We start from the raw sequence: 20,041 nt of genomic DNA on the forward strand, positions 1-20,041 counted from the left end.
CGGGTCGACCGCGGCGGACGACGAGTCGACGACTTCCCTGCGGGCTATTCGAGCGCGACGACGCCCGGCGAGCCGTGGACGTCGTCGGCGGCGGCGAACACGGCGCCGTCCGCGACGGCGACGCAGCGCGGCAGCACGTCGTACGACCAGCGCTGCGCGCCGAACCGGTACGGGCCGACGCCGGTGCCGCCGCCGAGTTCGAACGCCCGGAGCCGTCCGTCGACGCCGACGTACAGCGTGTCGCCGGCCGCCGCGGGCGCGGAGGCGGCGGACGACCCGTCGGCCGACCAGCGCCACCGCTCGGAGCCGGAGTCCGCGTCGTAGGCGGCGACGCCGCCGCCGTCAGCGCCGAGCACCGACTCGCCGGTGAACACGACGGCGTCGGTGACGGTCGGCGCGTCCGGCGCGTGCCACGCGGTCCGGCCGGCGTGCGCCCCGTCGAACAGCCGCAGGAAGCCGCCGCCGAACGCGCCGACGTACACCGAGTCGTTCTGGACCGCGAGTCCGCGGACCGTCCCCGGAATCTTCCGGCGCCACACCGGCGTGACGGCGTCGCCGGAGGCGTGCAGTTCGTACGCCGTTCCGCCGGTCGTGCCGACGTACAGCCGCTCGCCCCGGGCGGCCAGCGAGTAGACGCCGGTGAAGGCGTCGAACGACCAGCGGCGCGCGCCCTCCTGCCGGGAGAGCGCCGTCACGCGGCCGGTCGTGTCGCCGGCGAAGACGACGTCGCTGGTCGGCGCCGGGAGCGGCGCGGACCCGAACTGCCCGGCGGTCTCGGTTCGCCACTGCTCGCTGCCGTCCGCGGTCGCGAGCGCCACCACCGCCGGTTCGTCCCGCAGCGTCACGAACGCGACGCCGTCCGCGACGGCGACGCCGTACGGCTTCAGCGGCACCCGCCACCGCTCGTCGCCGCTGCGGACGTCGAACGCGTACAGCGCGTCGGCGGCCGGCACCAGCACGGCGCCGTCCGCCACCACGATTCTCCCGACTGCCAGCCCGGTTTTCGCGGACCAGCGCTCGCTCGGCTTCGTCCGCGGCGCCGCGGCGTTCCGCGCGTAGTTCGTCCCGCGGACGTTGTACCCCGGCACCGGCCACTCCGTCGACCCGTCGCGGCCCGGCGAGAACGAGCCCCCCGAGCAGCCGGCGAGTCCGGCGGCACCCGCCGCGGAGAGACCGGCCAGGACGTCGCGTCGGGAGGGCATTCAAATGAGGATTCGTCACCGAGAACTAATCCGTTGGGGTTCGAACGTTCACGCGGAGTGACCTGTTCGGGCGGGCCGTCGCCGCGTCGAGGCGGCCGGACCGTACCCCTTATCCACTCACGGCCGTAACTCCCGGTAACCGAATGGCGACGTACCACATCGAGACGTACGGCTGCACGTCGAACCGGGGTGAGAGCCGCGAAATCGAGCGGCGCCTCCGGGACGGCGGACACCGCCCCGCCGACGGGCCGGCCGACGCCGACGTGGCCATCCTCAACACCTGCACGGTCGTCGAGAAGACCGAGCGCAACATGCTGCGCCGCGCCGAGGAGCTCGAATCCGAGACCGCAGACCTCATCGTCACCGGCTGCATGGCGCTCGCGCAGGGCGAGGAGTTCCGCGACGCCGGCGTCGACGCCCGGATTCTCCACTGGGAGGACGTCCCGAACGCGGTGCTGAACGGCGAGTGCCCGACGCCGTCCGACGGCACCGACCCGATTCTGGACGGCGAAGTCGGGATTCTCCCCATCGCCCGCGGCTGCATGAGCAACTGCTCGTACTGCATCACGAAGTTCGCGACCGGCCGCATCGACTCGCCGCCGGTCGAAGAGAACGTCGAGAAGGCGCGCGCGCTCGTCCACGCCGGCGCCTCCGAAATCCGCGTCACCGGCCAGGACACCGGCGTGTACGGCTGGGACGACGGCGAACGGAAGCTCCCGGAGCTGCTCGACCGCATCTGCGACATCGACGGCGAGTTCCGGGTCCGGCTCGGGATGGCGAACCCCGGCGGCGTCCACGGCATCGCCGACGACCTCGTCGACGTGTTCGCGCGCAACGAGAAGCTGTACAACTTCATCCACCTCCCGGTGCAGTCCGGCAGCGACGACGTCCTCGAAGACATGCGTCGCCAGCACCGCGTCGACAAGTTCCTCGACGTCGTCGAGACGTTCGACGACCGGCTCGACCACTGGACGCTGTCGACCGACTTCATCGTCGGCTTCCCGACCGAAACCGACCACGACCACGCCCAGTCGATGGCGCTGCTCCGGGAGGTCCGCCCGGAGAAGGTGAACGTCACCCGGTTCTCCAAGCGCCCCGGCACCGACGCCGCCGACATGAAGGGGCTCGGCGGCACCGTGAAGAAGGAGCGGTCGAAGGAGATGAGCGAGGTGAAACGCGACATCGTCGGCGAGGCCTACGAGGAGCTCGTCGGGACGACCCGCGACGTGCTCGTCGTCGAGGAGGGCACCGCCGACTCCGTGAAGTGCCGCGACGGCGCCTACCGCCAGATAATCGTGCAGAACGCCGCCGAGCGCGGCGTCGAGCCCGGCGACTTCGTCACCGTCGAGGTCACCGGGCAGAACACGATGTACGCGTTCGGCGACCCGGTCTGAGCCGCCGCCGCGCCCGCGGTTCAGGCCGCGTCGTCACCTGATTGCTCGTCGGACTCCGACTCGGAGTCCGGTTCAGATTCCGTCGTCGACTCGGCCGGCCGCGTCGCTTCAGCGGACGCCGATTCCGGGACCGGTTCGGGCTCCGTCTCGCCGGTCTCTTCGAGGATTTCGCGGGCGACCGCCTCGGAGTCGCTCTTCTGCAGCGCAGACTCGACGAGGAGGTGGCCGCCGATGGAGGCCGGCGAGATGACGGTGTCGGCGCCGGCGCGGCGGAGCTTGTCGACGTTCTCGCGGTCGGTCGACGCCGCGACGATGGGGACGTCGGGGTTGAGTTCGCGGGCGGTGAGGATGGCGAGCGCGTCTTCGGCGTCGTTGTTCGTGGCGGCGACGACGGCGCGCGCGGACTCGATGTGCGCGCGGCGCAGCGGCTCCTCGTCGGAGGGGTTCGCGGTGAACACGTCGATGTCGTGTTCGCCGAGCTGGCGGGCGACGGTCTCGTCGGGCGTGATGATGAGGAAGTCGACGCCGGCGGCCGCGAGTTCTTCGATGAGCGGTTCCGTGAGTTCCCCGTGGCCGAGCACGAGGACGTGGTTTTCGAGGAGGTCGAGGTTGCTGTCTGTCATGCGTCCGAGTGCGGTCGTGAGGCGGGCTTCGATGGCGGGGGTGAACAGGACGCCGAGCGCGACTGCGAAGGCGGCGACGTTCAACACGAGCGCCGACATCGCGAACCACTTCGCGAGCATCGACGTCGGCGTCACGTCGCCGTAGCCGACCGTCGACGCCGTGACGACCGAGAAGTAGACGGCGTCGGTGAGCGTGTTGAGGTTGGTGAACTGGTCGTTGAGCGCGTACGCGCCGGCGGTACTGTAGCCGAGCGACCCGACGAGGCCGGCGACCGCGGCCCACTGCGTCGGCGTCAGGTCGAGTTCGCGCTGGAACAGGCCGCGGTTCGCCGCGAGCACGAGCAGCGACGCCACGGAGAGCACGGCGAGCAGGACGCCGAGGTACGTGGACTGCACGACTCCCTGCAGCCCGGTCAGCGGAAGCAACACGAGCGACCCGAGCCACGCGGCGCGGAAGCCGCGACGCAGCCCGTGGGACGCGACCAGCAGCAGGAACCCGGTGAACGCCCCGGTGAACCCGGCGACGACCGACGCCTGCTCCGGCAGCATCGACGCGAACGGAATCGTCGCCTGCGGGCCGTTCACGCCGGCGATGCCGGCGATGCCGACGACCACCGACAGTACCGCCACCGCCGACGTCAGCCACACAGCCGCACGCCCACCGAGCCGTTCCCGCCACTCTGTCATCGTCGGATACACCGCGTGGGTGCACTTAACCGTCAGCCTTGCCCGGCGACGCCGACGTGCCGACCCCCGGAGCCGGCTGACCGGCGCCGCGGCGGTGGAGGCGGCAGGCGACGGCGGTGCCGGTATCAATTTGGGCGTGGCCGCGGAGCGTCCGGGTATGGCTACTCCGTCGTTCCCGGTGCAGGTGCTCCTCGGGGTGTACCTCGGCCTGCTCACCGGTATCGTCCCGGCGCTGGTCGCGTGGGGGCTCGGCTTCCTGTTCAAGTACTTCACGAGCGTCTCCATCCCCGGATTCGGTGTCGTCGTCCTCGCGCTCGCCATCGCCGGCGTCAACGGCGGGCTGCTGGCGCTGAACGACCCGACGGTCCGCGATTCGGCGACGCTCCTGGTCGGCATCATCGTCGTGTTGATGCTGTCGCTGTACGCGCACGCGAAGGGCGACGCGATGGGAGCGTCGATGCCGAAGCGGCTGTCGCTTCGGTCGCTGACCGAGCGGACGCTGTCCGCCGACGTCGTCGAACTGGCCGGCGCGCGCGGCGAGGTCCGAGTGAGCGTCGCGGGCGACGTCGCGGACCTGGAGGGGTATCCGCCGCTGCCCGCCGACCTCCGCGCCGAACTCCGTGAGTTCACCGACACGTTCCCGGCGGACCTGCCGCTGCCGGAACTCGAGACGGCCGTCGAAGACCGGCTTCGCGCCGAGTACGACCTCGACGACGTCTCGGTTCGGCTGGACGAGCGGGCAAAGGCGACGGTGAGCGCCGCGCCGCCGGTCGGCAACATCTCGCGGCGGGTGCCGTCCGGGAAGCGCGCCGTGTCGCTGCCCGCGCTGCTGCCGACCGGGATGGCGCGCGGCGACGAAGTCGGCGTCGTCACCGACGTCGGCGAGTTCGCCGGGACGGTGGTCGCCGCGAAGTCAGACGCCGCGAAGAAGGCTGACGCGCCGGCGTCGGCGCCGACGACGTCGGCGGACAGCGGAGCGGGGGCGGCGCCGGCGGCCCCGGCACCGACGTCGCCGACGACCACCGGCGGGTCGGGCCGGGTCACGGTCGCGGTCGACCGACGCGACGCGTCGACGCTCCTCGGTGCCGACGTCGAGCGACTGACGGTCCGGTCGCGCGGCACGCAGCGAGAGTTCGAACTGGTGTCGCTGCTCCGGCGCGCGAACAAGCGGTTCCGCCGAATCACGGCGCGCAGCGGCGGCCGACTCGACGGGAAGACGCTGCGGGAGGCGGCGGTGCGCGACGAGTACAAGGTCGCGGTGCTCGCGGTTCAGTCGGACGACCGGTGGCAGATCGCGCCGAGCGGCGACGTCGGCGTCGCCGCGGGCGACGACCTCATCGTCGTCGGGACGCGCGAGGAACTCGACCGGTTCGGCTCGGAGGTGGCGGCGTGACGCCCGCCGACGCGGCCGCGCTGCGCCCGGTGTTCGCGCAGGCTCCGGTGACGGCTCCCGGGTGGGTCGCGATGTTCGCCGGGTTCGCACTCGGCTCGCTGCTGGTGGCGCTCGTCGCTGCCGCGGTCTACCGGTGGTACGTCCGGGAGGCCGTGCCGCGCGGCCTGACGACGATGCTCGGCGTCGGCTCGGTCGCCGTGGTGTTGAACACGGGCGCGCTGTTCGGGCAGCTCATCGGCGGCATCCCGGGGACGGCGGACCCGTTCGCGACCAGAACCGTCGTGCAGAACGTGCTCAGCCTCGCGGTCGCGGCCGCCGCCGCGCCGGTCGGCCGCCGAATCGGGGACCGTCTGTTCGTGAACGTCGCCGCGGTCGCCGGCGCCGAGCGCGTCGAGGGCGACGTGAGCCGGTACGTCCGGACGCTCGGCCGCGTGAGGGCGGTGCGGCTCCCGGACGAAATCGACGACATGGAGGGACACGACCCGGTCGACGACGCGACGAAAGAGCGGCTCGCCGGGACGACGCTGGTGTTCCCGCGGCGACTCAGCGACCCGGAGTTCCGGGACCGGTTCGTGACGCGACTCAAAGAGGAGTACGGCGTCAGCCACGTCGACGTGGAGTTCGAGGACGGCGACGTCTCCTACCTCGCGGTCGGGATGCGCGTCGCCGGAATCGGGCCGACGCTCGGCCCAGGGACGTGCGCCGTCGCGGTCCGCGCCGACCCGCCGAACGGAGTGAGCCCCGGCGACGTCGTCCAGGTCTGGGCGGCACCGGAGCCCGCAGAACCGGCCGAGCAGACCGAGTCGGCGTCGCAGCAGCCGACGACCTCGAATTCGCCGGTCGGGCCGGCCGAGGCCGAGCCGGAAGCCGCCTCGACGCCGGAATCCCCCACGGAACACGAGCCTGAATCCACGCCAGAACACGAGCCCGAAGCCTCGCCGGAAGCGACGCGGGTCGCGACCGCGGAGGTGCGAGCGTCGGCCGGCGACGTGGTGACGCTCGCGGTCGACGAGGCCGACGCGCCGGCGCTGAACGCGGACCGCGAGTTCCGGCTGCTGACGCTGCCGGCGGAGCCGCGCGCCGACCGCGAGTTCGCGTCGCTGCTCCGGGCGGCCGACGAGACGATGGCCGTGGTGACGCTGCAGTCGGGGAGCGCGCTGGCGGGCGCGGCAGTGAGCGAGGTCCCCGGCGCCGTCGTCGCGGTGAAACCGGCGGACGGGACCGTGGAGGCGATTCCGCCGCGGAAGCGCATGCTTGGCGCGGGCGAGACGCTGTACGTCGTGGCGCGCCCCGAATCGCTGCGCGAAGTGGAGCGACTCGCCGGAGCCGGGAATACGGACGGCGGGACGGAGTCGCCCGAGTCCGGGCGGTGACCGGACCGCGGCCGACAGCCCTCGACGGGGCGGAGGCGGGTGCGTCGTCGCCGGCGGAGGCGGCGCTCGTCGGGGCGCAATCCTCTTGAGTGCAGGCGGGCGACGAACTCGTATGCGCTGGAAGCTGTTCGCCGACCTCGCGGAGGCCGCCGGGGGGAGCGAGCCGGAGGTCGACGACGACGCCGAGACGGTGGGCGACGCCCTGGACGCGCTTCTGGAGGCGCATCCGGGGCTCGCCGACCGCGTCCTGACCGACGACGGGGAGCTCCGCGAGCACATCAATCTGCTGTGCAACGGCGACCCGGTCGGCGACGACGCCCTCGACGAACCGGTGGGTGACGGCGACGAACTCGCGCTGTTCCCGCCGGTCAGCGGCGGATAGGCCGCTCAGCGGCCGCCGCTGAAAGCGTGGGACGGCGTGGCGGTGCGTCGCCGATTCGAAAGCTTCAATTGTGTACCCGCGATACGATTGGTTGCAGAAGCACGCCCGAGGGTTGGTGGTCTAGTCTGGTTATGACACCTCCTTGACATGGAGGAGGCCGGCAGTTCAAATCTGCCCCAACCCACTAATTTTCCACGAGGGTCTCGAGTTGCATAGCGATTCGGTTCGTTCTGGTCGAGGTGCACGTCGCTACGGTTCTGAGCGCGAAGCACCGTGCTGTATCGCCTCAGCGACGGTCGTTTCGGGTCAGTGGTCCGCGTCGTAGCCGTGTCCGAGCAGGAGCGCCGTCGCGTTCACGGCGAGCAGCGCGCCGAGCGTCGCCAGTTCGGCCGTGTCGAGCCCGGAGACCAGGACGGGCATGTAGAGCAGCGGCAGGGCGATTGCGGCGTAGAAGCCGGCGGCGCGCAGCGTCGTCTTCGGGGACGCGTGAGGGAGGGCTGACTTGCAGCGGGCGAGCACCGTTGGGAAGCTGGAGGGAGTCATCGTCGGTGTGGGTAGTCCATGGACGGTCGACACCATATAGCCGCGTGAGCGTTCGGCTCGTTTCGAACCGTTCACAGGTACCTGTCGGCGCGGCGCCCCGTTTCACGGACTCCGCAGTCTGCCCGAGACAGTTTATCGAGCCGCGTGATTTTTTGTCTCGCGTTCGACGAACACCATCGAAACTGGGCGGCGACCGGCGTGCGAATACGGAGTCCGCCGCGTGGCGCCGGGCGTGACCGGGCAGGGAGCGGTCAGTCGGCGCGGGTGGCGCCGAGACGGCTCACTTCGGCGCGGATGGCGTCGCGTTTCAGCAGGAGGAAGCCGCCGAAGATGAGCGCGAAGCCGACGACGGTCGCGACGGTCGGCGTCTCGGCGAGGAACAGCCAGCCGGCGAGCGCCGCGAACACGGGGGCGACGTAGCTGACGAGGTTGATTTCGACGGGGCCGAGCCGGTCGAGCAGGTCGAAGTAGACGAGGAAGCCGAGCGCGGACGCCGCCAGCGAGAGGTACGCGAGCGCGGCGAGCGCCTCCGGCGTCCACGCGATTTCGGCGAGCCGTTCGCCGCGGGCGTAGCCGGCGACGTGCATGATGAGCGCGCCGAGCAGCATCGACCACGCCTCCATCGGCTCGATGTCGAGGTCGCTGTCGATTCGGCGGGTGAGCACGGAGCCGAGCGCGAACGCGGCGGCCGCGCCGAACACGAGGAGTTTCGCGACGACGCCGCCACCGAGCAGGTTCCCCGGGTCGGGGTTCGACAGCACCGCGACGCCGACGAGGCCGAGCAGCGTCCCGGCGACGCCGGCGGCCGTCAGCGACTCCCCCGGGAGGAACGCCCGCGCGAACCCGGTGGTGAGCACCGGCGACAGCGAGACGATGACCGCGGCGGCCGCAGAGGTGACCGCCGGGTCGGTTTCGCCGATGAACAGCAGCGCGTGGTACGCGGCGATGAGGAGGACGGCGCCGACCGCGACGGTGAGCCACTGGTCGCGGCCGCGCGGCAGGGGGTCGTCGACGACGACGACGGCGTACGCGAGCATGACGACGCCCGCCACGTCGTAGCGAATCGCCGCGAACAGCACGGGCGTGTGGAAGAAGCCGCCGGGCGCGGTGGGCGTTCCGAGCCCGGCCTTGATGGCCATGAACGCGGAGCCCCACACGGCGGCGAGCAGCAGGAACAGCGAGAGATTCCGGTACCGAGTCACACCGCCGATTCCCGGCGCCGGACGGTGAGCGTTACGGTTCCGGGCAGCCAGCAGAACCGGCGCCGAGGAGGCGATGTACCGGGGCTACGCGCCGGATTCGTCGTCGTCGGAGCCGCGTCGGTCATCGGCTTCGGGCACGTCGAGGTTCTCCGGTTCGGCGGCGTCGTCGCCGACCGGGACGTCGACGTCGTCGGGGGCGGCGCCGACCTGCTGGACGGCGCCCATCGCTGGCCCGATGTCGCCCGGGGAGGCGTCGACGTCGCCGCCGACGTCCTCGTCGTACAGGTGGCAGGCGACCGGGTGGTCGCCGCCGCCAAGCGTCGGCTCTTCGGTTTCGCAGGGCGACTCGAACGCGTCGGCGAGCCGCTCTGCGGCCTCGTCTTCCCGGCCGTTCGCCAGGATTTCGAGCGCGTCCTCGACGGTGTCCATGGCGGCGCCGGAGACGCCGTCGAGCCCGAACTCCTCGCGGACGACGCGCTTGAACGCGACGCTGTCGTCCGCGTCGGCGTCGACGTCGTGGTCGCCGTCCTCGACGAGCGTCTCCCGGACGGTGTCGGCGTCGAACTCGCCGCGTTCGAGCCGGTCGCGGAGGTCCATGATGGACCGGAACTGCGACTGCGGAATGTCGACGGTGACGGGCTGAATCACCTCGGGGCACCGCGTCCGGAAGTGACAGCCGGACGGCGGATTCCGCGGCGACGGAACGTCGCCGGGCAGCGGGTCGACGCGGCGGCCGTGCTCGGAGACGTCGGCGCGCGGCACCGACTCCAGAAGCGCCTGCGTGTACGGGTGTTTCGGCTCCTCGAACAGCTCGTCGGTGTCGGCGGTCTCCACGACTTCGCCGAGGTACATCACGGCGACGCGGTCGCAGATGTGCCGGACGACCGAGAGGTCGTGCGCGATGAACAGGTACGTCAGCCCGAACTCCTCCTGGAGGTCGTCGAGCAGGTTCAGAATCTGCGCCTGCACGGAGACGTCGAGCGCGGACACCGGCTCGTCGAGCACCACGAACTCGGGGTCGAGCGCGAGCGCGCGGGCGATGCCGACGCGCTGACGCTGTCCGCCGCTGAACTCGTGGGGGTACCGGTCGACCTGGCCGGCGGACAGCCCGACGCGTTCGAGCAGTTCACCGGCGCGGTCGCGGCGCCACTCCCGCTTCGACCGGTCGTCGTCTTCGGGGAGCTCCTCGGGGAGCCCGTGAATTTTCAGCCCCTCGGTGACGATGTCACCGACCGTCATCCGCGGGTCGAGGCTGCTGAACGGGTCCTGGAAGACGACCTGCGCGCGGCGGCGGAACTGCCGGAGTTCGGCGTCGCTCATCTCCATGACGTCGTCGCCGTCGAACTCGACGGTTCCCTCCGTGGCCTCGCGGAGCCGCAGCAGCGTCTCGCCGGTCGTCGACTTGCCGCAGCCCGACTCGCCGACGATGCCGAGCGTCTCGCCTTTCTCCACGTCGAGGTCGACGCCGTCGACCGCTTTGATGCTGGTCGGCTCGCCGCCGAGCAGCCTGTTGAACAGCGTGTCGCCCTCGTAGTAGTACTTCTTCAGGTTCCGGACCTGCAACAGCGGCCCGTCGCCGCTGCTCGACCCGGTGTCTGCGCCGAGTTCGGCGCCCGTGTCGGTGCCGGTCTGTCCGTCGGTCGCGTCGTCGGTCTGCGGTGTCGCGTCAGTCATCGGCGGTCACCTCCTCGTCGGCTCCGGCGGCAGCGTCGTCCGAGTCGCCTGCGGCGTCGTTCGCTGCGTCGCCGGACGCGTCGCCGAAGTAGTCGTCGCCGAGCGCGTCCTGCGGGTCGTACTCCTGTTCGACGAGGACGCACCGAGCGGTGTGGTCTTCGTCGTCGACGTCGTACTCCGGAATCGGCGTGAGACAGTCGTGCATCGCCTTCGGGCAGCGGTCGGCGAAGTAGCAGCGGTCGCCCATCTCCTCGTCGAGCAGCGACGGGACGTTCCCCTCGATGGGTTCGAGCCGCGACGCCGGGTCGTCGAGGTCCGGGATGGAGCCGAGCAGCCCCTCGGTGTACGGGTGCACCGGCGACTCGAACACGTCGTCGAGCGTGCCGCGTTCGACGATCTGGCCGGCGTACATGACGCCGACGCGGTTGCACATCCGCGCGATGACGCCGAGGTCGTGCGTGATCATGACGACCGACATGTCCTCCTCCTCCTGGAGGTCGCGCAGCAGATTCAGGATCTGCGCCTGAATCGTGACGTCGAGCGCGGTGGTGGGTTCGTCCGCGATGAGGACGTCCGGTTCGCCGGCGAGCGCCTGCGCGATCATGGCGCGCTGAAGCATCCCGCCGCTGAACTGGTGGGGGTACTCTTCTGCGCGCTCCGCCGGGTCGGGGATGCCGACCTGGTCGAGCAGTTCGACGGCGCGTTCGTGGCTCGCGCTGGACGCGAACGACCGGTTCGGTAGCAGCGAGTCCGCGAGGAGCTTCCCGAGCCCGTACCCCTGCGTCCGCGAGCGCGTGCTGCGCGGGTTCGCGGAGGCGCGCCGCTGCACCTCGACGGCCTCGGCGATCTGTTCGCCGACCGTCACCGACGGGTTCAGCGACGACATCGGGTCCTGGAAGATCATCGAGAACGACGGGCCGCGGAGCGAGCGCCGCGCGGCCTTGGGGAGCCGCAGGACGTCGACGAAGTCGCCGTCGACGGCGTCGGGGACGCGGTCGGCGAACGACTCCGCGAGGTCGGCGTCGCGGTACCACACTTCGCCGTCGGTGACGCGGCCGGGCGACTCCACGAGGTCGATGACGGACAGCGCCGTCACGGACTTCCCGGAGCCGGACTCGCCGACGATGCCGAACACTTCGCCGTCGCGGACGTCGAAGTCGACGGACTCGACGGCGTTCACCTGCCCCTCCTCGGTGAAAAAGCGCGTGGAGAGGTCGCGGACGCGCAACACGTCGTCGTCGTGACCGGCTGGCGCGCCGGTCTGAGCAGCGTCACTCATCACATACCTCCCTCGCCTTCGATACCGGGGTCGAGGGCGTCCCGGAGCCAGTCACCGACGAGGTTGATGCCGATGACCGACAGCACGATTGCGAGCCCCGGCACCGTCGCCATCCACCACGACGACGACAGGTACGCGCGGCCCTGCGCGATGTCGAAGCCCCAGCTGAGCGTCGTCCCGGAGAACCCGAGGAACGACAGCGAGGACTCGAGCAGGATGATGGAGGCGACCTGCAGCGTCGCCAGCACCAGAATCGGCGTGATGGCGTTCGGCAGCACGTGCCGGAGGATGACCCGTGCGTCCTTCGCGCCGAGCGCGCGCGCCGCCTTCACGTACTCCTCCTCGCGGACGCTGAGCGCTTCGCCGCGCGCGATGCGCGCGAACCACACCCAGTTGACGAAGCCGACGACGAGGATGACGACCGTCGGCAGCGTCACCGCCTCGGGCATCGGCGTCGGTAAGCCGACGGCCTCGCGGAACGCGCCGGCCAGCCCGGACGTGACGAACGGGTCCGGGATGGAGTAGGCGACGTCCGCCTGGAAGCGGCTGAACAGCCCGATGAGCGCGATGGCGAGCACGAGCGACGGGAACGCCAACGACACGTCGGCGACACGCATCAGCGCGTCGTCGACGCGGCCGCGGTAGTAGCCGGCGACGAGCCCGACGCTGACGCCGAGCACCGCGGCGAGCACGCAGCCGAACAGCCCGACGAGCAGCGACGTCCGCGCCCCGTAAATCGCGCGGGAGAGGACGCCCTGCCCGAGCGAGTTCGTGCCGAGCGGGTACTTCGCCGTGGCGTTCACCGTCACGGTCTCGTTGACGACCTGGACGGAGCCGTTGACGACCTTCGTCGTCGTCTGCTGAGTCGTCTCGGTGAAGCCGAGCGGCGGCAGCTGCGACCGGTCCAGGTTCTGCGTCTTCGGGTTGTGCGGAGCGATGAACGGCGCGAACACCGCGACGAGCACCACCAGCAGCACCAGCACGACGCCGAGCTTCGCGAGGCCGCTGGAGCGGAGCTCCCGCCGGAGGTTCCGGACGGTGCGCGGCGAGATTGAGAGCGGTCCGAGGTTCATACGGCCACCCGCGGGTCCAGGTAAGCGTACAGCGCGTCGACGGCGATGTTGACGACGACGAAGCTGACGCCGATGACGATGAGACTGCCCTGCAGTATCGGCCAGTCGCGGGCGTTGATGGCGTTCAGCACCGCGGTGCCGAGTCCGGGCCACGAGAACACGGCCTCGGTGATGACCGCGCCGCCGATGAGCGTGCCGAGCTGCAGGCCGAGCACCGTGATGACGGGGACGAGGCTGTTCCGAAGCACGTGCTTGTACCGCACCAGCGTCTCCGGCAGCCCTTTCGCTCGCGTCGCGCGGACGTACTCCTGTCCGAGTTCGTCGAGCATCTCCGAGCGGACGAGCCGCGTGATGAGCGCGGTGAAGTACGTGCCGAGCGTTATCGCCGGCAACACCAGCGACGCGAGCCAGGCGTGCGCGACCTCGAAGAACGGCGCCGGTCCGGTGATGGCTGCGACCGACTGCATGAAGCTGTACGCCCGGCCGCTCGTCGGGAAGATGTTGAAGTGCACCGCGAATATCAAGACCAGCATGATTCCGAGCCAGAAGTTCGGCGTCGAGATGCCGAGCAGCGAGAACGTCGTCGCCGCGTAGTCCGCCGGCTGGTGGCGCCGCGTCGCGGAGATGACGCCGAGCGGAATCGACAGGACGATGGCGACGATGCTGGCGGCGACGGCGAGCTCCACCGTCGCCGGGAGCTTGCTGAACACCTGCGAGGCCGCCGAGATGTCCGAGATGTACGAGTAGCCCATGTCGCCGTGGAGCAGGTCCCAGATGTAGTCGAGGTACTGCACGTACAGCGGCTTGTGCAGTCCGAGTTCACGCGCGATCTGCCGTCTCGTCTCCTGGCTCGCGTCCAGCGGCGCCACCGTGTCGATGGGGCTGCCCGGCGTGATGAACCGCAGCATGAACACGACAGTCACGACTCCCCAGACGACGCCGATACCCTGCGCTGCCCGTTTCAAAAGAAATCGACCGTACGCCATGGCCGACTAGTTAGGCTGGCTCGGCAGGCTCTGCGCCTTGTTCAGAAGCCGGTCGAGCTCGTCGTTCTTGTACGACGTCAGCGACCCGTCGCTCGCGAGGAGCGGCTGAATCGTCTGGATGGCGTCGAACGTGGCGTTCCCCCAGCCGAGCAGGTACCAATGCGGTTTGTCCTCGATGTTCCCCGTGGTCACCTGACTCACGAGCGTCGAGAACTCCACCTGCTTCGCGCTCGCGGAGACGTTCGACAGCTCGTCGACCTGCGCGGCGACGGCCTGCGCGATTTCGACGTCTTTCAGGTAGCGGCCGATGGGCGTCACCAGCTCGATTTCGGCGCCGGCGTAGCCGGACTCCTCGACGAGCGCCTCCGCTTTCGCCTTGTCCTGCGGGTACGGGTCGAGGTCGCCGTTGTAGCCGAAGAAGCCTTCGAGCGTCGGCTGCCCCGTCGCGTCACCGAACGTCTGCAGGACGTTCTTGATGATGGAGTCGAGGTCGACGGCGTAGTTGACGGCGCGGCGGAACTTGGGGTCGTCGAACGGCTCGACGTCGTACCGCATCGCGTTGAAGATGACGCGGGTGGACGGCACCGCGGACACCTTCGTGCCTTCGTTGTTGTTGACGCGGCCGACCTCCTGCGGCGGGACGTTGACGACGATGTCGGACTCGCCGCCGAGCAGCTTGTTCACGCGCGTCGACGACTCCGCCGCCGCGTTGATGGTGAACGTCGACAGCGCCGCGGGCTCCTGCCAGTAGTCGTCGTTCCGGGTGTACTCGACCTTGACGCCCTGCTCGTAGTTCGCGAGCTTGAACGGGCCGGTCCCCTCCATGTTCTGGTTGATGTACGCGTTGTCGTGGTTCGTCACCCACGACTTGTTCATGATGTCGCAGTACGTCGCGAACGACTGGAACACGATGGGGTTCAGGCCGGTGAGGTTCACCTTCACCGTGCGCTCGCCGCTGGACTGGACCGCGGCGCCGGCGACGCCGACGAGCTGGTCGGCCTGCGGCGACGCGATGCCGACGCTCTCCTTGACGATGCGGTTGATGGAGTAGGCGACGTCCTCAGGCGTCAGCGAGTCGCCGCTGTGGAACGAGACGTTGTCGCGGACCGTGAACTGCACGGTCGTCTCGCCGAGCCGCTGGTAGTCGGTGGCGAGCACCGAGATGATTTTCCCTTCCGCGTCGCGTTCGAGCAGCCCTTCGTACGCCTGCAGGACGATGTTGTCCGTCGGCGTCTCGCGGTGGTCCTGCGGGTCGAGCCCGGAGTCCATCGCGGTTTGCGTCATCGTCGCGCTGTCGCCGCTGTCCGTCGCCGGCTCGATGGCGTACGCGTCGACGCGCTCGTCGCGCCGGGGCTTCCAGTTGATGTCGTTCGAGAGGCCGTACACGGAGTACTGCCGGTGCAGGAACGTCCACGGCGCCTGCGTGTGGCAGTGCCGGTTCGCGCGCTGCAGGTAGCCCTCGCGCGTCGACGGCTCCGGCAGCTCCGTCGTGGTCTGCGGCTCCGGCGTCGCCGTCGGCGTGTCACCGCCGGAGCCGTCGGTGGACGTCGGCGTCGAGTCCGTGTTCCCGGAACAGCCAGCGAGAGCCGCTGCACCCGCGGTTCCCGCCGCTGTCAGGAAGCGTCGTCTCGTCGTGTCATTCCCAGACATACCCTGTCCGTGGAGGGACGGAGACTTATAAACTTGGGTCGAGACTCATCAGCGGCCGCAAGCGACCGGGAAACGTCAACGAACTAGACAGCCGCGGCTCCGGTTCGGGAACCGAAAGAATCGAGACGGCGGTGCGGCGTCAGGACGGCGTCTTGCCCGTCGCGAGCGACTGCGACGTCTGGCCGTCCGACGACGTCCAGATGACGCGGACGTCGGTGTTCCCCGAGACGTTCCCGATTTCCGCGGTGCTGCCGGCCGAGACGCCGCTTCCCGAGACCGAGAAGGGCGCAACTGTGACGTAACTGGTGTCCGCTGCGGTGAGATTGACCGACTTGCTGTTATCCGTGGTCAGCGTCGCGCCGCCCTGGTGGGTCGCGGTGACGTTGTAGTCCCCACCGACCTCCGTGTAGTCGAAGCCGAACGATGCCTGCGGCGGGCTCGTCTGTAGGTTGTTGCCGAGACCGAGGACGAACGTGCCGATGACGGCGGCCAGAATCACCGTGATGGCGACCATCAGGATGACGCCGATGACCGGCGAGACGGCGCGGTCGTCCGTGAAGAGTTGTTTGAAGTCCATGTGTGCCTCTGACCCCCTCGTCGTCGACCGGACGTGTGGTCGGCCGGCCGACGGATTCGGGTGTCCTCGTCGGAGCGCGCGTGACGGCTGAATATAAATCCGCGCTCCCGATTATCAGATTGTCTCAGTCTGGGGGTGGAGAAATGAAGGGTCGGCGTCACGTTCGCCGACCGGCGAGCGGGCGAGCTACTCCTGCTGTGCGTCGACGACGGCGACGCCGGCGAGGTTGACGATGTCCTTCACTTCGTCGCCGCGCTGCATCACGTGCACCGGCTTGTCCATGCCGACGAGCATCGGCCCGATGGCCTCCGCGCCGCCGAGCCGCTGGAGCAGCTTGTAGCCGATGTTCCCGGCTTCGAGGTTCGGGAACACCAGGACGTTCGCGGGGCCGTCGAGGTCCGCGAACTCGTAGGTGTCCTCCAGGATGTCCTCGACGACGGCGGTGTCAGCCTGCATCTCGCCGTCGACCGGGAAGTCGACGTCCGGGTCGTCGTGCAGCATCTCGACGGCGCGGCGCGGCTTCGCCGTCCCGGGGTTGTCGACGGAGCCGAAGTTGGAGTACGACAGCATCGCGGCGCGCGGCTCGACGTTGAACCGGCGGGCGAGTTCGGCGGTGTGTTTCGTCACCTCGGCGAGCACCTCCTCGTCGGGCTGCTGGTTCACCGTGGTGTCCGCGCAGAACACGACGCGGTTCTTGAACGTCAGCATGTAGACGCCGGCGACGTACTCGGCGTCCTCGTGGGTGCCGATGACCTGCAGCGGCGGACGGAGCGCGCTCGGGTAGTGGTGCGTGAGCCCGGTCAACAGCGCGTCCGCGTCGTCCTCCTCGACCATGACGGAGCCGAAGAAGTTCGTGTCGCGCGAGACGAGTTCGCCGGCTTCAGATCGCGTGATGCCTTTCCGCTTGCGCAGTTCGTACAGCCGGTCGGCGTACTCGTCGGCCTTCTCGTCCTCCTCGGGGTCGACGACCTCCGGGTCGAAGTCGAGACCGAGTTCCGCGGTCGTCGCCGCGATGTCGTCGCGGTCGCCGAGCAGCACCGGGTCGGCGATGCCCTGCTCGCGCATCTGGTAGGCGGCGCGAATCATCTTCTCGTCCGTCCCCTCCGCGAGCGCGACCGTCTTCGGGTCCGACCGCGCCTTGTTGAGGACGACGCGCATCATCTCGCGGCTCTTGCCGAGGCGCGCTTCGAGCCGCTCTGTGTACTCGTCGACGTCGATGTCGCGGCGGGCGACGCCGGAGTCCATCGCGGCCTGCGCGACCGCCGGCGCGACCTGGAAGAGGACGCGCGGGTCGAGCGGCTTCGGAATGACGTAGTCCGGGCCGAACTGCAGCGGCTGGTCGCCGTACGCCTTCACGACGGCGTCCGGGACGTCCTGCCGGGCGAGGTCCGCGAGCGCCTCCGCGGCGGCGCGTTTCATCTCCTCGTTGATGTCGGTCGCGCGGGCGTCGAGCGCGCCGCGGAAGATGAACGGGAAGCCGAGGACGTTGTTCACCTGGTTCGGGTAGTCCGAGCGGCCGGTCGCCATGATGACGGTGTCGTCGCGGGCGGCCTTCGCGTCCTCGTAGGCGATTTCCGGGTCGGGGTTCGCCATCGCGAAGATGACCGGGTCGTCCGCCATCGACCGGACCATCTCCTTGCTGACGATGCCGCCGACGGAGAGGCCGACGAACACGTCTGCGCCCTCCATCGCGTCGGCGAGGTCGCCGCCGGGGACGTCGCGCGCGAACTCCCGCTTGAACTCGTTGACGTCGCCGGACTCGGCGCGCTCCTCCGTGATGATGCCGCTGGAGTCGCACATCGTGATGTTGTCCTCGTCCGCGCCGAGCGACACGTAAAAGCGCGCCGTGGCGATGGCGGACGCGCCGGCGCCGGAGAAGACGATGTCGAGGTCGGCGAGCTCCTTGCCGACGACGTCGGCGGCGTTGAGCAGCGCGGCGCCGGAGATGATTGCGGTGCCGTGCTGGTCGTCGTGGAACACCGGGACGTCCATCTCCTCGCGGAGCCGCGACTCGATCTCGAAGCACTCGGGCGCCTTGATGTCCTCGAGGTTGACGCCGCCGAACGTCGGCTCCATCGACGAGACGGTCCGGACGATCTCGTCCGGATCGTACTCGTCGAGTTCGACGTCGAACACGTCGATGTCGGCGAACCGCTTGAACAGGACGCCTTTCCCTTCCATCACCGGCTTCGACGCCTGCGCGCCGATGTCGCCGAGGCCGAGGACCGCCGAGCCGTTCGAGACGACGCCGACGAGGTTCCCCTTCGCGGTGTACTCGTATGCGTCGCCGGGGTCTGCGGCGATGTCGCGACACGGCGCCGCGACGCCCGGCGAGTACGCGAGCGAGAGGTCCCGCTGCGTGTTCGTCGGCTTGGTCGTCGAAATCTCGATCTTCCCGGGCGGCTCCTCCCGGTGGTACTCCCGTGCGTCGTCGTCCAGTCCCATGGCGGAGGAACCGGTGGGGTGATGGAAAAAGCTACCGAGCGCGGCGGGGACGGCCCCGAGTCGTCCGCTCCCGACTCGTCCGGGACGGAGACGCGCTCGTCGACGGGCGTTCCGGCCGCACGCCGCCTCAGCGACGATGGGCTACGTTGCGTCCTCGTCGTCGCCGGAGGAGTCGGCTCCGGCGGACTCGTCCGCGGCGTCGTCGATGGACTCGGCGTTTGCGGACTCGTCGGCGTCGGTGTCGGCATCTCCGGACTCGTCGGCGTCCGAAGTGGCCGGTACGAAGTCGCCGAACTCATCGGAGTCCCGAGGGGGCGCCGAGCCGTCCGGGGATTCGTCGGCGGATACGGACTCGTCTCCGAGAGACGCGTCGGACGCCGAACCGACTCCGGCTCCGTCGCTCGCGCCGCGGTCGGCGACCGCGCTGGGTCCGCTGCCGCCGTCTCCGTCGCCCGGTCCGCTGCCGGCTTCACCCGCGTCGCCGGCGTCGTCGTCTTCGCGGTACGGAGTCAGGAGGTCGTAGTGGTCGTCGAAGCCCGCGAGCGTCGCGAGTTCGTAGGTGCGCAGGTACGTCACGGCGAGGACGGACAGCGGCGCGGCGACGAACACGAGGTACAGCAGGACGCCGACGCCGAAGCCGGCGAGCAGGCCGGCGCTGACGCCGAGGTCAGTCGTGCCGACGACGGCGGCGGTGGCGAGGCCGACGACCGCGCTGACGATGGCGACCGCGATGAGCCCGACCAGCGCGGCGATGCCGCGGCCGATGCTGACGCCGATTCCGACGAAGAAGTGCATGAGGACGTACACGACGGTCTGTTTCGGCTGGCCGCGCAGCAGCGGCCAGACGTTCCGCCAGCCGGCGATGACGCCCGAGTCGTCGACGAGCATCGCGGGGACGACGAACTCCCGCGTGACCCGGTTGACGAACACGAACAGCAGGAAGTACAGCACCGCGACCACGGCGAGCGCGACGAGGGCGCCGACGCCGAGCGAGTCGACCGACACGTAGCCGGCCAGGACGACGCCGGCGACGACGACGACCGGAATCGCGAACAGGACCGTGACGCCGAGCTGGAACAGGAGCAGCCGGATTCCCTTCCAGAAGAAGCGCCGGAACGGCGAGAGGATGCGGACCTCGTCCCGCCGAATCGCGTCGACGTACACGAATTCGAGCACCGGCACGGCGACGACGAGCACGACGACGAGCAGGAGCAGCAGCGCGAGGAACACGAGCCCGAGGATGCCGACTGCAGCCGGGAGGAACTCGTGGAGGCCGGGCGCCTGACCGAGCACCGAGGGCAGCGGGAGGGCTGCGGCGGCGCCGAATCCGGCCGCGGGGCCGCCGGAGAGCAGCGACGTCGCGCTGGTGGTGGTTTCGGAACCGTACTGGCTCACGAACTGCGGGATGCGGAAGACCTGCTGGAAGCCGACACCGCCGCCGCCGAGCAGGAGCGTGAGGAGGGCTAATCGGGCCCAGCGCCCGAGCGAAAACGGGAACAGGAACCCTTTGGACGCGTCGATGGCGTCATCGACAGCGTCGATTGCGTGCCAGGACATA

General features: G+C 70.0%; 16 protein-coding genes and 1 tRNA gene. 5 read left to right on the forward strand and 12 right to left on the reverse strand.

Features of this window, described 5'->3' with window-relative positions:
* Window positions 1-44: 44 nt before the first annotated feature.
* Window positions 45-1,202 (reverse strand): PQQ-binding-like beta-propeller repeat protein, encoded by a 1,158-nt coding sequence (locus ACQUS7_RS02320; RefSeq protein ID WP_435144245.1) that lies wholly within the window; start codon window positions 1,200-1,202, stop codon window positions 45-47.
* A 143-nt stretch (window positions 1,203-1,345) separates the two neighbouring features.
* Between ACQUS7_RS02320 and ACQUS7_RS02325 the strand changes: the two genes are divergently transcribed.
* On the forward strand, window positions 1,346-2,596 hold the full coding sequence (locus ACQUS7_RS02325; protein WP_435144247.1) for a tRNA (N(6)-L-threonylcarbamoyladenosine(37)-C(2))-methylthiotransferase: 1,251 nt from the start codon (window positions 1,346-1,348) through the stop codon (window positions 2,594-2,596).
* A gap of 20 nt (window positions 2,597-2,616) precedes the next feature.
* On the opposite strand, the gene ACQUS7_RS02330 is transcribed toward ACQUS7_RS02325, so the two are convergent.
* Window positions 2,617-3,906, reverse strand: coding sequence for an NAD-binding protein (locus ACQUS7_RS02330; protein WP_435144250.1), 1,290 nt, complete (start codon window positions 3,904-3,906; stop codon window positions 2,617-2,619).
* A gap of 157 nt (window positions 3,907-4,063) precedes the next feature.
* On the opposite strand from ACQUS7_RS02330, the gene ACQUS7_RS02335 reads away from it, so the two are divergent.
* The 4 genes from ACQUS7_RS02335 (at window position 4,064) to ACQUS7_RS02350 (ending at window position 7,238) form a co-directional block, all read left to right on the forward strand.
* Window positions 4,064-5,299 (forward strand): potassium channel family protein, encoded by a 1,236-nt coding sequence (locus ACQUS7_RS02335; RefSeq protein WP_435144252.1) that lies wholly within the window; start codon window positions 4,064-4,066, stop codon window positions 5,297-5,299.
* Window positions 5,296-6,672: a potassium transporter TrkA gene (locus ACQUS7_RS02340; RefSeq protein WP_435144255.1), complete on the forward strand. Its 1,377-nt coding sequence runs from the start codon at window positions 5,296-5,298 to the stop codon at window positions 6,670-6,672. Before ACQUS7_RS02335 ends, ACQUS7_RS02340 begins: the two co-directional genes overlap by 4 nt.
* Before the next feature lie 112 nt (window positions 6,673-6,784).
* On the forward strand, window positions 6,785-7,054 hold the full coding sequence (locus ACQUS7_RS02345) for a ubiquitin-like small modifier protein 1 (RefSeq protein ID WP_435144258.1): 270 nt from the start codon (window positions 6,785-6,787) through the stop codon (window positions 7,052-7,054).
* A 109-nt stretch (window positions 7,055-7,163) separates the two neighbouring features.
* Window positions 7,164-7,238, forward strand: a tRNA-Val gene (locus tag ACQUS7_RS02350).
* 122 nt (window positions 7,239-7,360) lie between these two features.
* Here the strand turns inward: ACQUS7_RS02350 and ACQUS7_RS02355 are convergent.
* The 10 genes from ACQUS7_RS02355 to ACQUS7_RS02400 form a co-directional block, all read right to left on the reverse strand.
* Window positions 7,361-7,597, reverse strand: a complete 237-nt coding sequence (locus ACQUS7_RS02355; RefSeq protein WP_435144260.1) for a hypothetical protein — start codon at window positions 7,595-7,597, stop codon at window positions 7,361-7,363.
* 251 nt (window positions 7,598-7,848) lie between these two features.
* Window positions 7,849-8,799: a DMT family transporter gene (locus ACQUS7_RS02360; protein WP_435144262.1), complete on the reverse strand. Its 951-nt coding sequence runs from the start codon at window positions 8,797-8,799 to the stop codon at window positions 7,849-7,851.
* Between the two features lie 84 nt (window positions 8,800-8,883).
* Window positions 8,884-10,473 (reverse strand): ABC transporter ATP-binding protein, encoded by a 1,590-nt coding sequence (locus tag ACQUS7_RS02365; RefSeq protein WP_435144265.1) that lies wholly within the window; start codon window positions 10,471-10,473, stop codon window positions 8,884-8,886.
* Window positions 10,466-11,752: an ABC transporter ATP-binding protein gene (locus ACQUS7_RS02370; RefSeq protein ID WP_435128049.1), complete on the reverse strand. Its 1,287-nt coding sequence runs from the start codon at window positions 11,750-11,752 to the stop codon at window positions 10,466-10,468. The genes ACQUS7_RS02365 and ACQUS7_RS02370 overlap by 8 nt, the downstream gene beginning before the upstream one ends.
* On the reverse strand, window positions 11,752-12,825 hold the full coding sequence (locus tag ACQUS7_RS02375) for an ABC transporter permease (RefSeq protein WP_435128047.1): 1,074 nt from the start codon (window positions 12,823-12,825) through the stop codon (window positions 11,752-11,754). The genes ACQUS7_RS02370 and ACQUS7_RS02375 overlap by 1 nt, the downstream gene beginning before the upstream one ends.
* Window positions 12,822-13,811: an ABC transporter permease gene (locus ACQUS7_RS02380; RefSeq protein ID WP_435128045.1), complete on the reverse strand. Its 990-nt coding sequence runs from the start codon at window positions 13,809-13,811 to the stop codon at window positions 12,822-12,824. The genes ACQUS7_RS02375 and ACQUS7_RS02380 overlap by 4 nt, the downstream gene beginning before the upstream one ends.
* Before the next feature lie 6 nt (window positions 13,812-13,817).
* Complete coding sequence (locus ACQUS7_RS02385) at window positions 13,818-15,461, reverse strand: ABC transporter substrate-binding protein (RefSeq protein ID WP_435144269.1); 1,644 nt, start codon at window positions 15,459-15,461, stop codon at window positions 13,818-13,820.
* Between the two features lie 139 nt (window positions 15,462-15,600).
* Entirely contained in the window at window positions 15,601-16,038 is a 438-nt protein-coding gene (locus ACQUS7_RS02390; RefSeq protein ID WP_435144272.1) for a type IV pilin, read from the reverse strand.
* Window positions 16,039-16,224: 186 nt separating this feature from the next.
* A complete protein-coding gene (locus ACQUS7_RS02395; protein ID WP_435144275.1) occupies window positions 16,225-18,483 on the reverse strand; it encodes an NADP-dependent malic enzyme in 2,259 nt (752 codons plus the stop codon).
* Between the two features lie 141 nt (window positions 18,484-18,624).
* Window positions 18,625-20,040 carry a DUF7544 domain-containing protein gene (locus tag ACQUS7_RS02400; RefSeq protein WP_435144277.1) on the reverse strand — a complete coding sequence of 472 codons (1,416 nt, stop codon included), beginning with the start codon at window positions 20,038-20,040 and terminating at the stop codon, window positions 18,625-18,627.
* Window position 20,041 lies beyond the last annotated feature (1 nt).

The sequence above is a fragment of the Halobaculum sp. P14 genome (assembly GCF_051195155.1).
Lineage (GTDB): Archaea > Halobacteriota > Halobacteria > Halobacteriales > Haloferacaceae > JBNTKA01.

Coding starts and splice junctions, on each gene's coding strand:
- ACQUS7_RS02320 (WP_435144245.1), bottom strand. CDS start 1,202: ATGCCCTCCCGACGCGACGTCCTGGCCGGTCTCTCCGCGGCGGGTGCC.
- ACQUS7_RS02325 (WP_435144247.1), top strand. CDS start 1,346: ATGGCGACGTACCACATCGAGACGTACGGCTGCACGTCGAACCGGGGT.
- ACQUS7_RS02330 (WP_435144250.1), bottom strand. CDS start 3,906: ATGACAGAGTGGCGGGAACGGCTCGGTGGGCGTGCGGCTGTGTGGCTG.
- ACQUS7_RS02335 (WP_435144252.1), top strand. CDS start 4,064: ATGGCTACTCCGTCGTTCCCGGTGCAGGTGCTCCTCGGGGTGTACCTC.
- ACQUS7_RS02345 (WP_435144258.1), top strand. CDS start 6,785: ATGCGCTGGAAGCTGTTCGCCGACCTCGCGGAGGCCGCCGGGGGGAGC.
- ACQUS7_RS02355 (WP_435144260.1), bottom strand. CDS start 7,597: ATGACTCCCTCCAGCTTCCCAACGGTGCTCGCCCGCTGCAAGTCAGCC.
- ACQUS7_RS02365 (WP_435144265.1), bottom strand. CDS start 10,473: ATGACTGACGCGACACCGCAGACCGACGACGCGACCGACGGACAGACC.
- ACQUS7_RS02370 (WP_435128049.1), bottom strand. CDS start 11,752: ATGAGTGACGCTGCTCAGACCGGCGCGCCAGCCGGTCACGACGACGAC.
- ACQUS7_RS02375 (WP_435128047.1), bottom strand. CDS start 12,825: ATGAACCTCGGACCGCTCTCAATCTCGCCGCGCACCGTCCGGAACCTC.
- ACQUS7_RS02380 (WP_435128045.1), bottom strand. CDS start 13,811: ATGGCGTACGGTCGATTTCTTTTGAAACGGGCAGCGCAGGGTATCGGC.
- ACQUS7_RS02385 (WP_435144269.1), bottom strand. CDS start 15,461: ATGTCTGGGAATGACACGACGAGACGACGCTTCCTGACAGCGGCGGGA.
- ACQUS7_RS02390 (WP_435144272.1), bottom strand. CDS start 16,038: ATGGACTTCAAACAACTCTTCACGGACGACCGCGCCGTCTCGCCGGTC.
- ACQUS7_RS02395 (WP_435144275.1), bottom strand. CDS start 18,483: ATGGGACTGGACGACGACGCACGGGAGTACCACCGGGAGGAGCCGCCC.
- ACQUS7_RS02400 (WP_435144277.1), bottom strand. CDS start 20,040: ATGTCCTGGCACGCAATCGACGCTGTCGATGACGCCATCGACGCGTCC.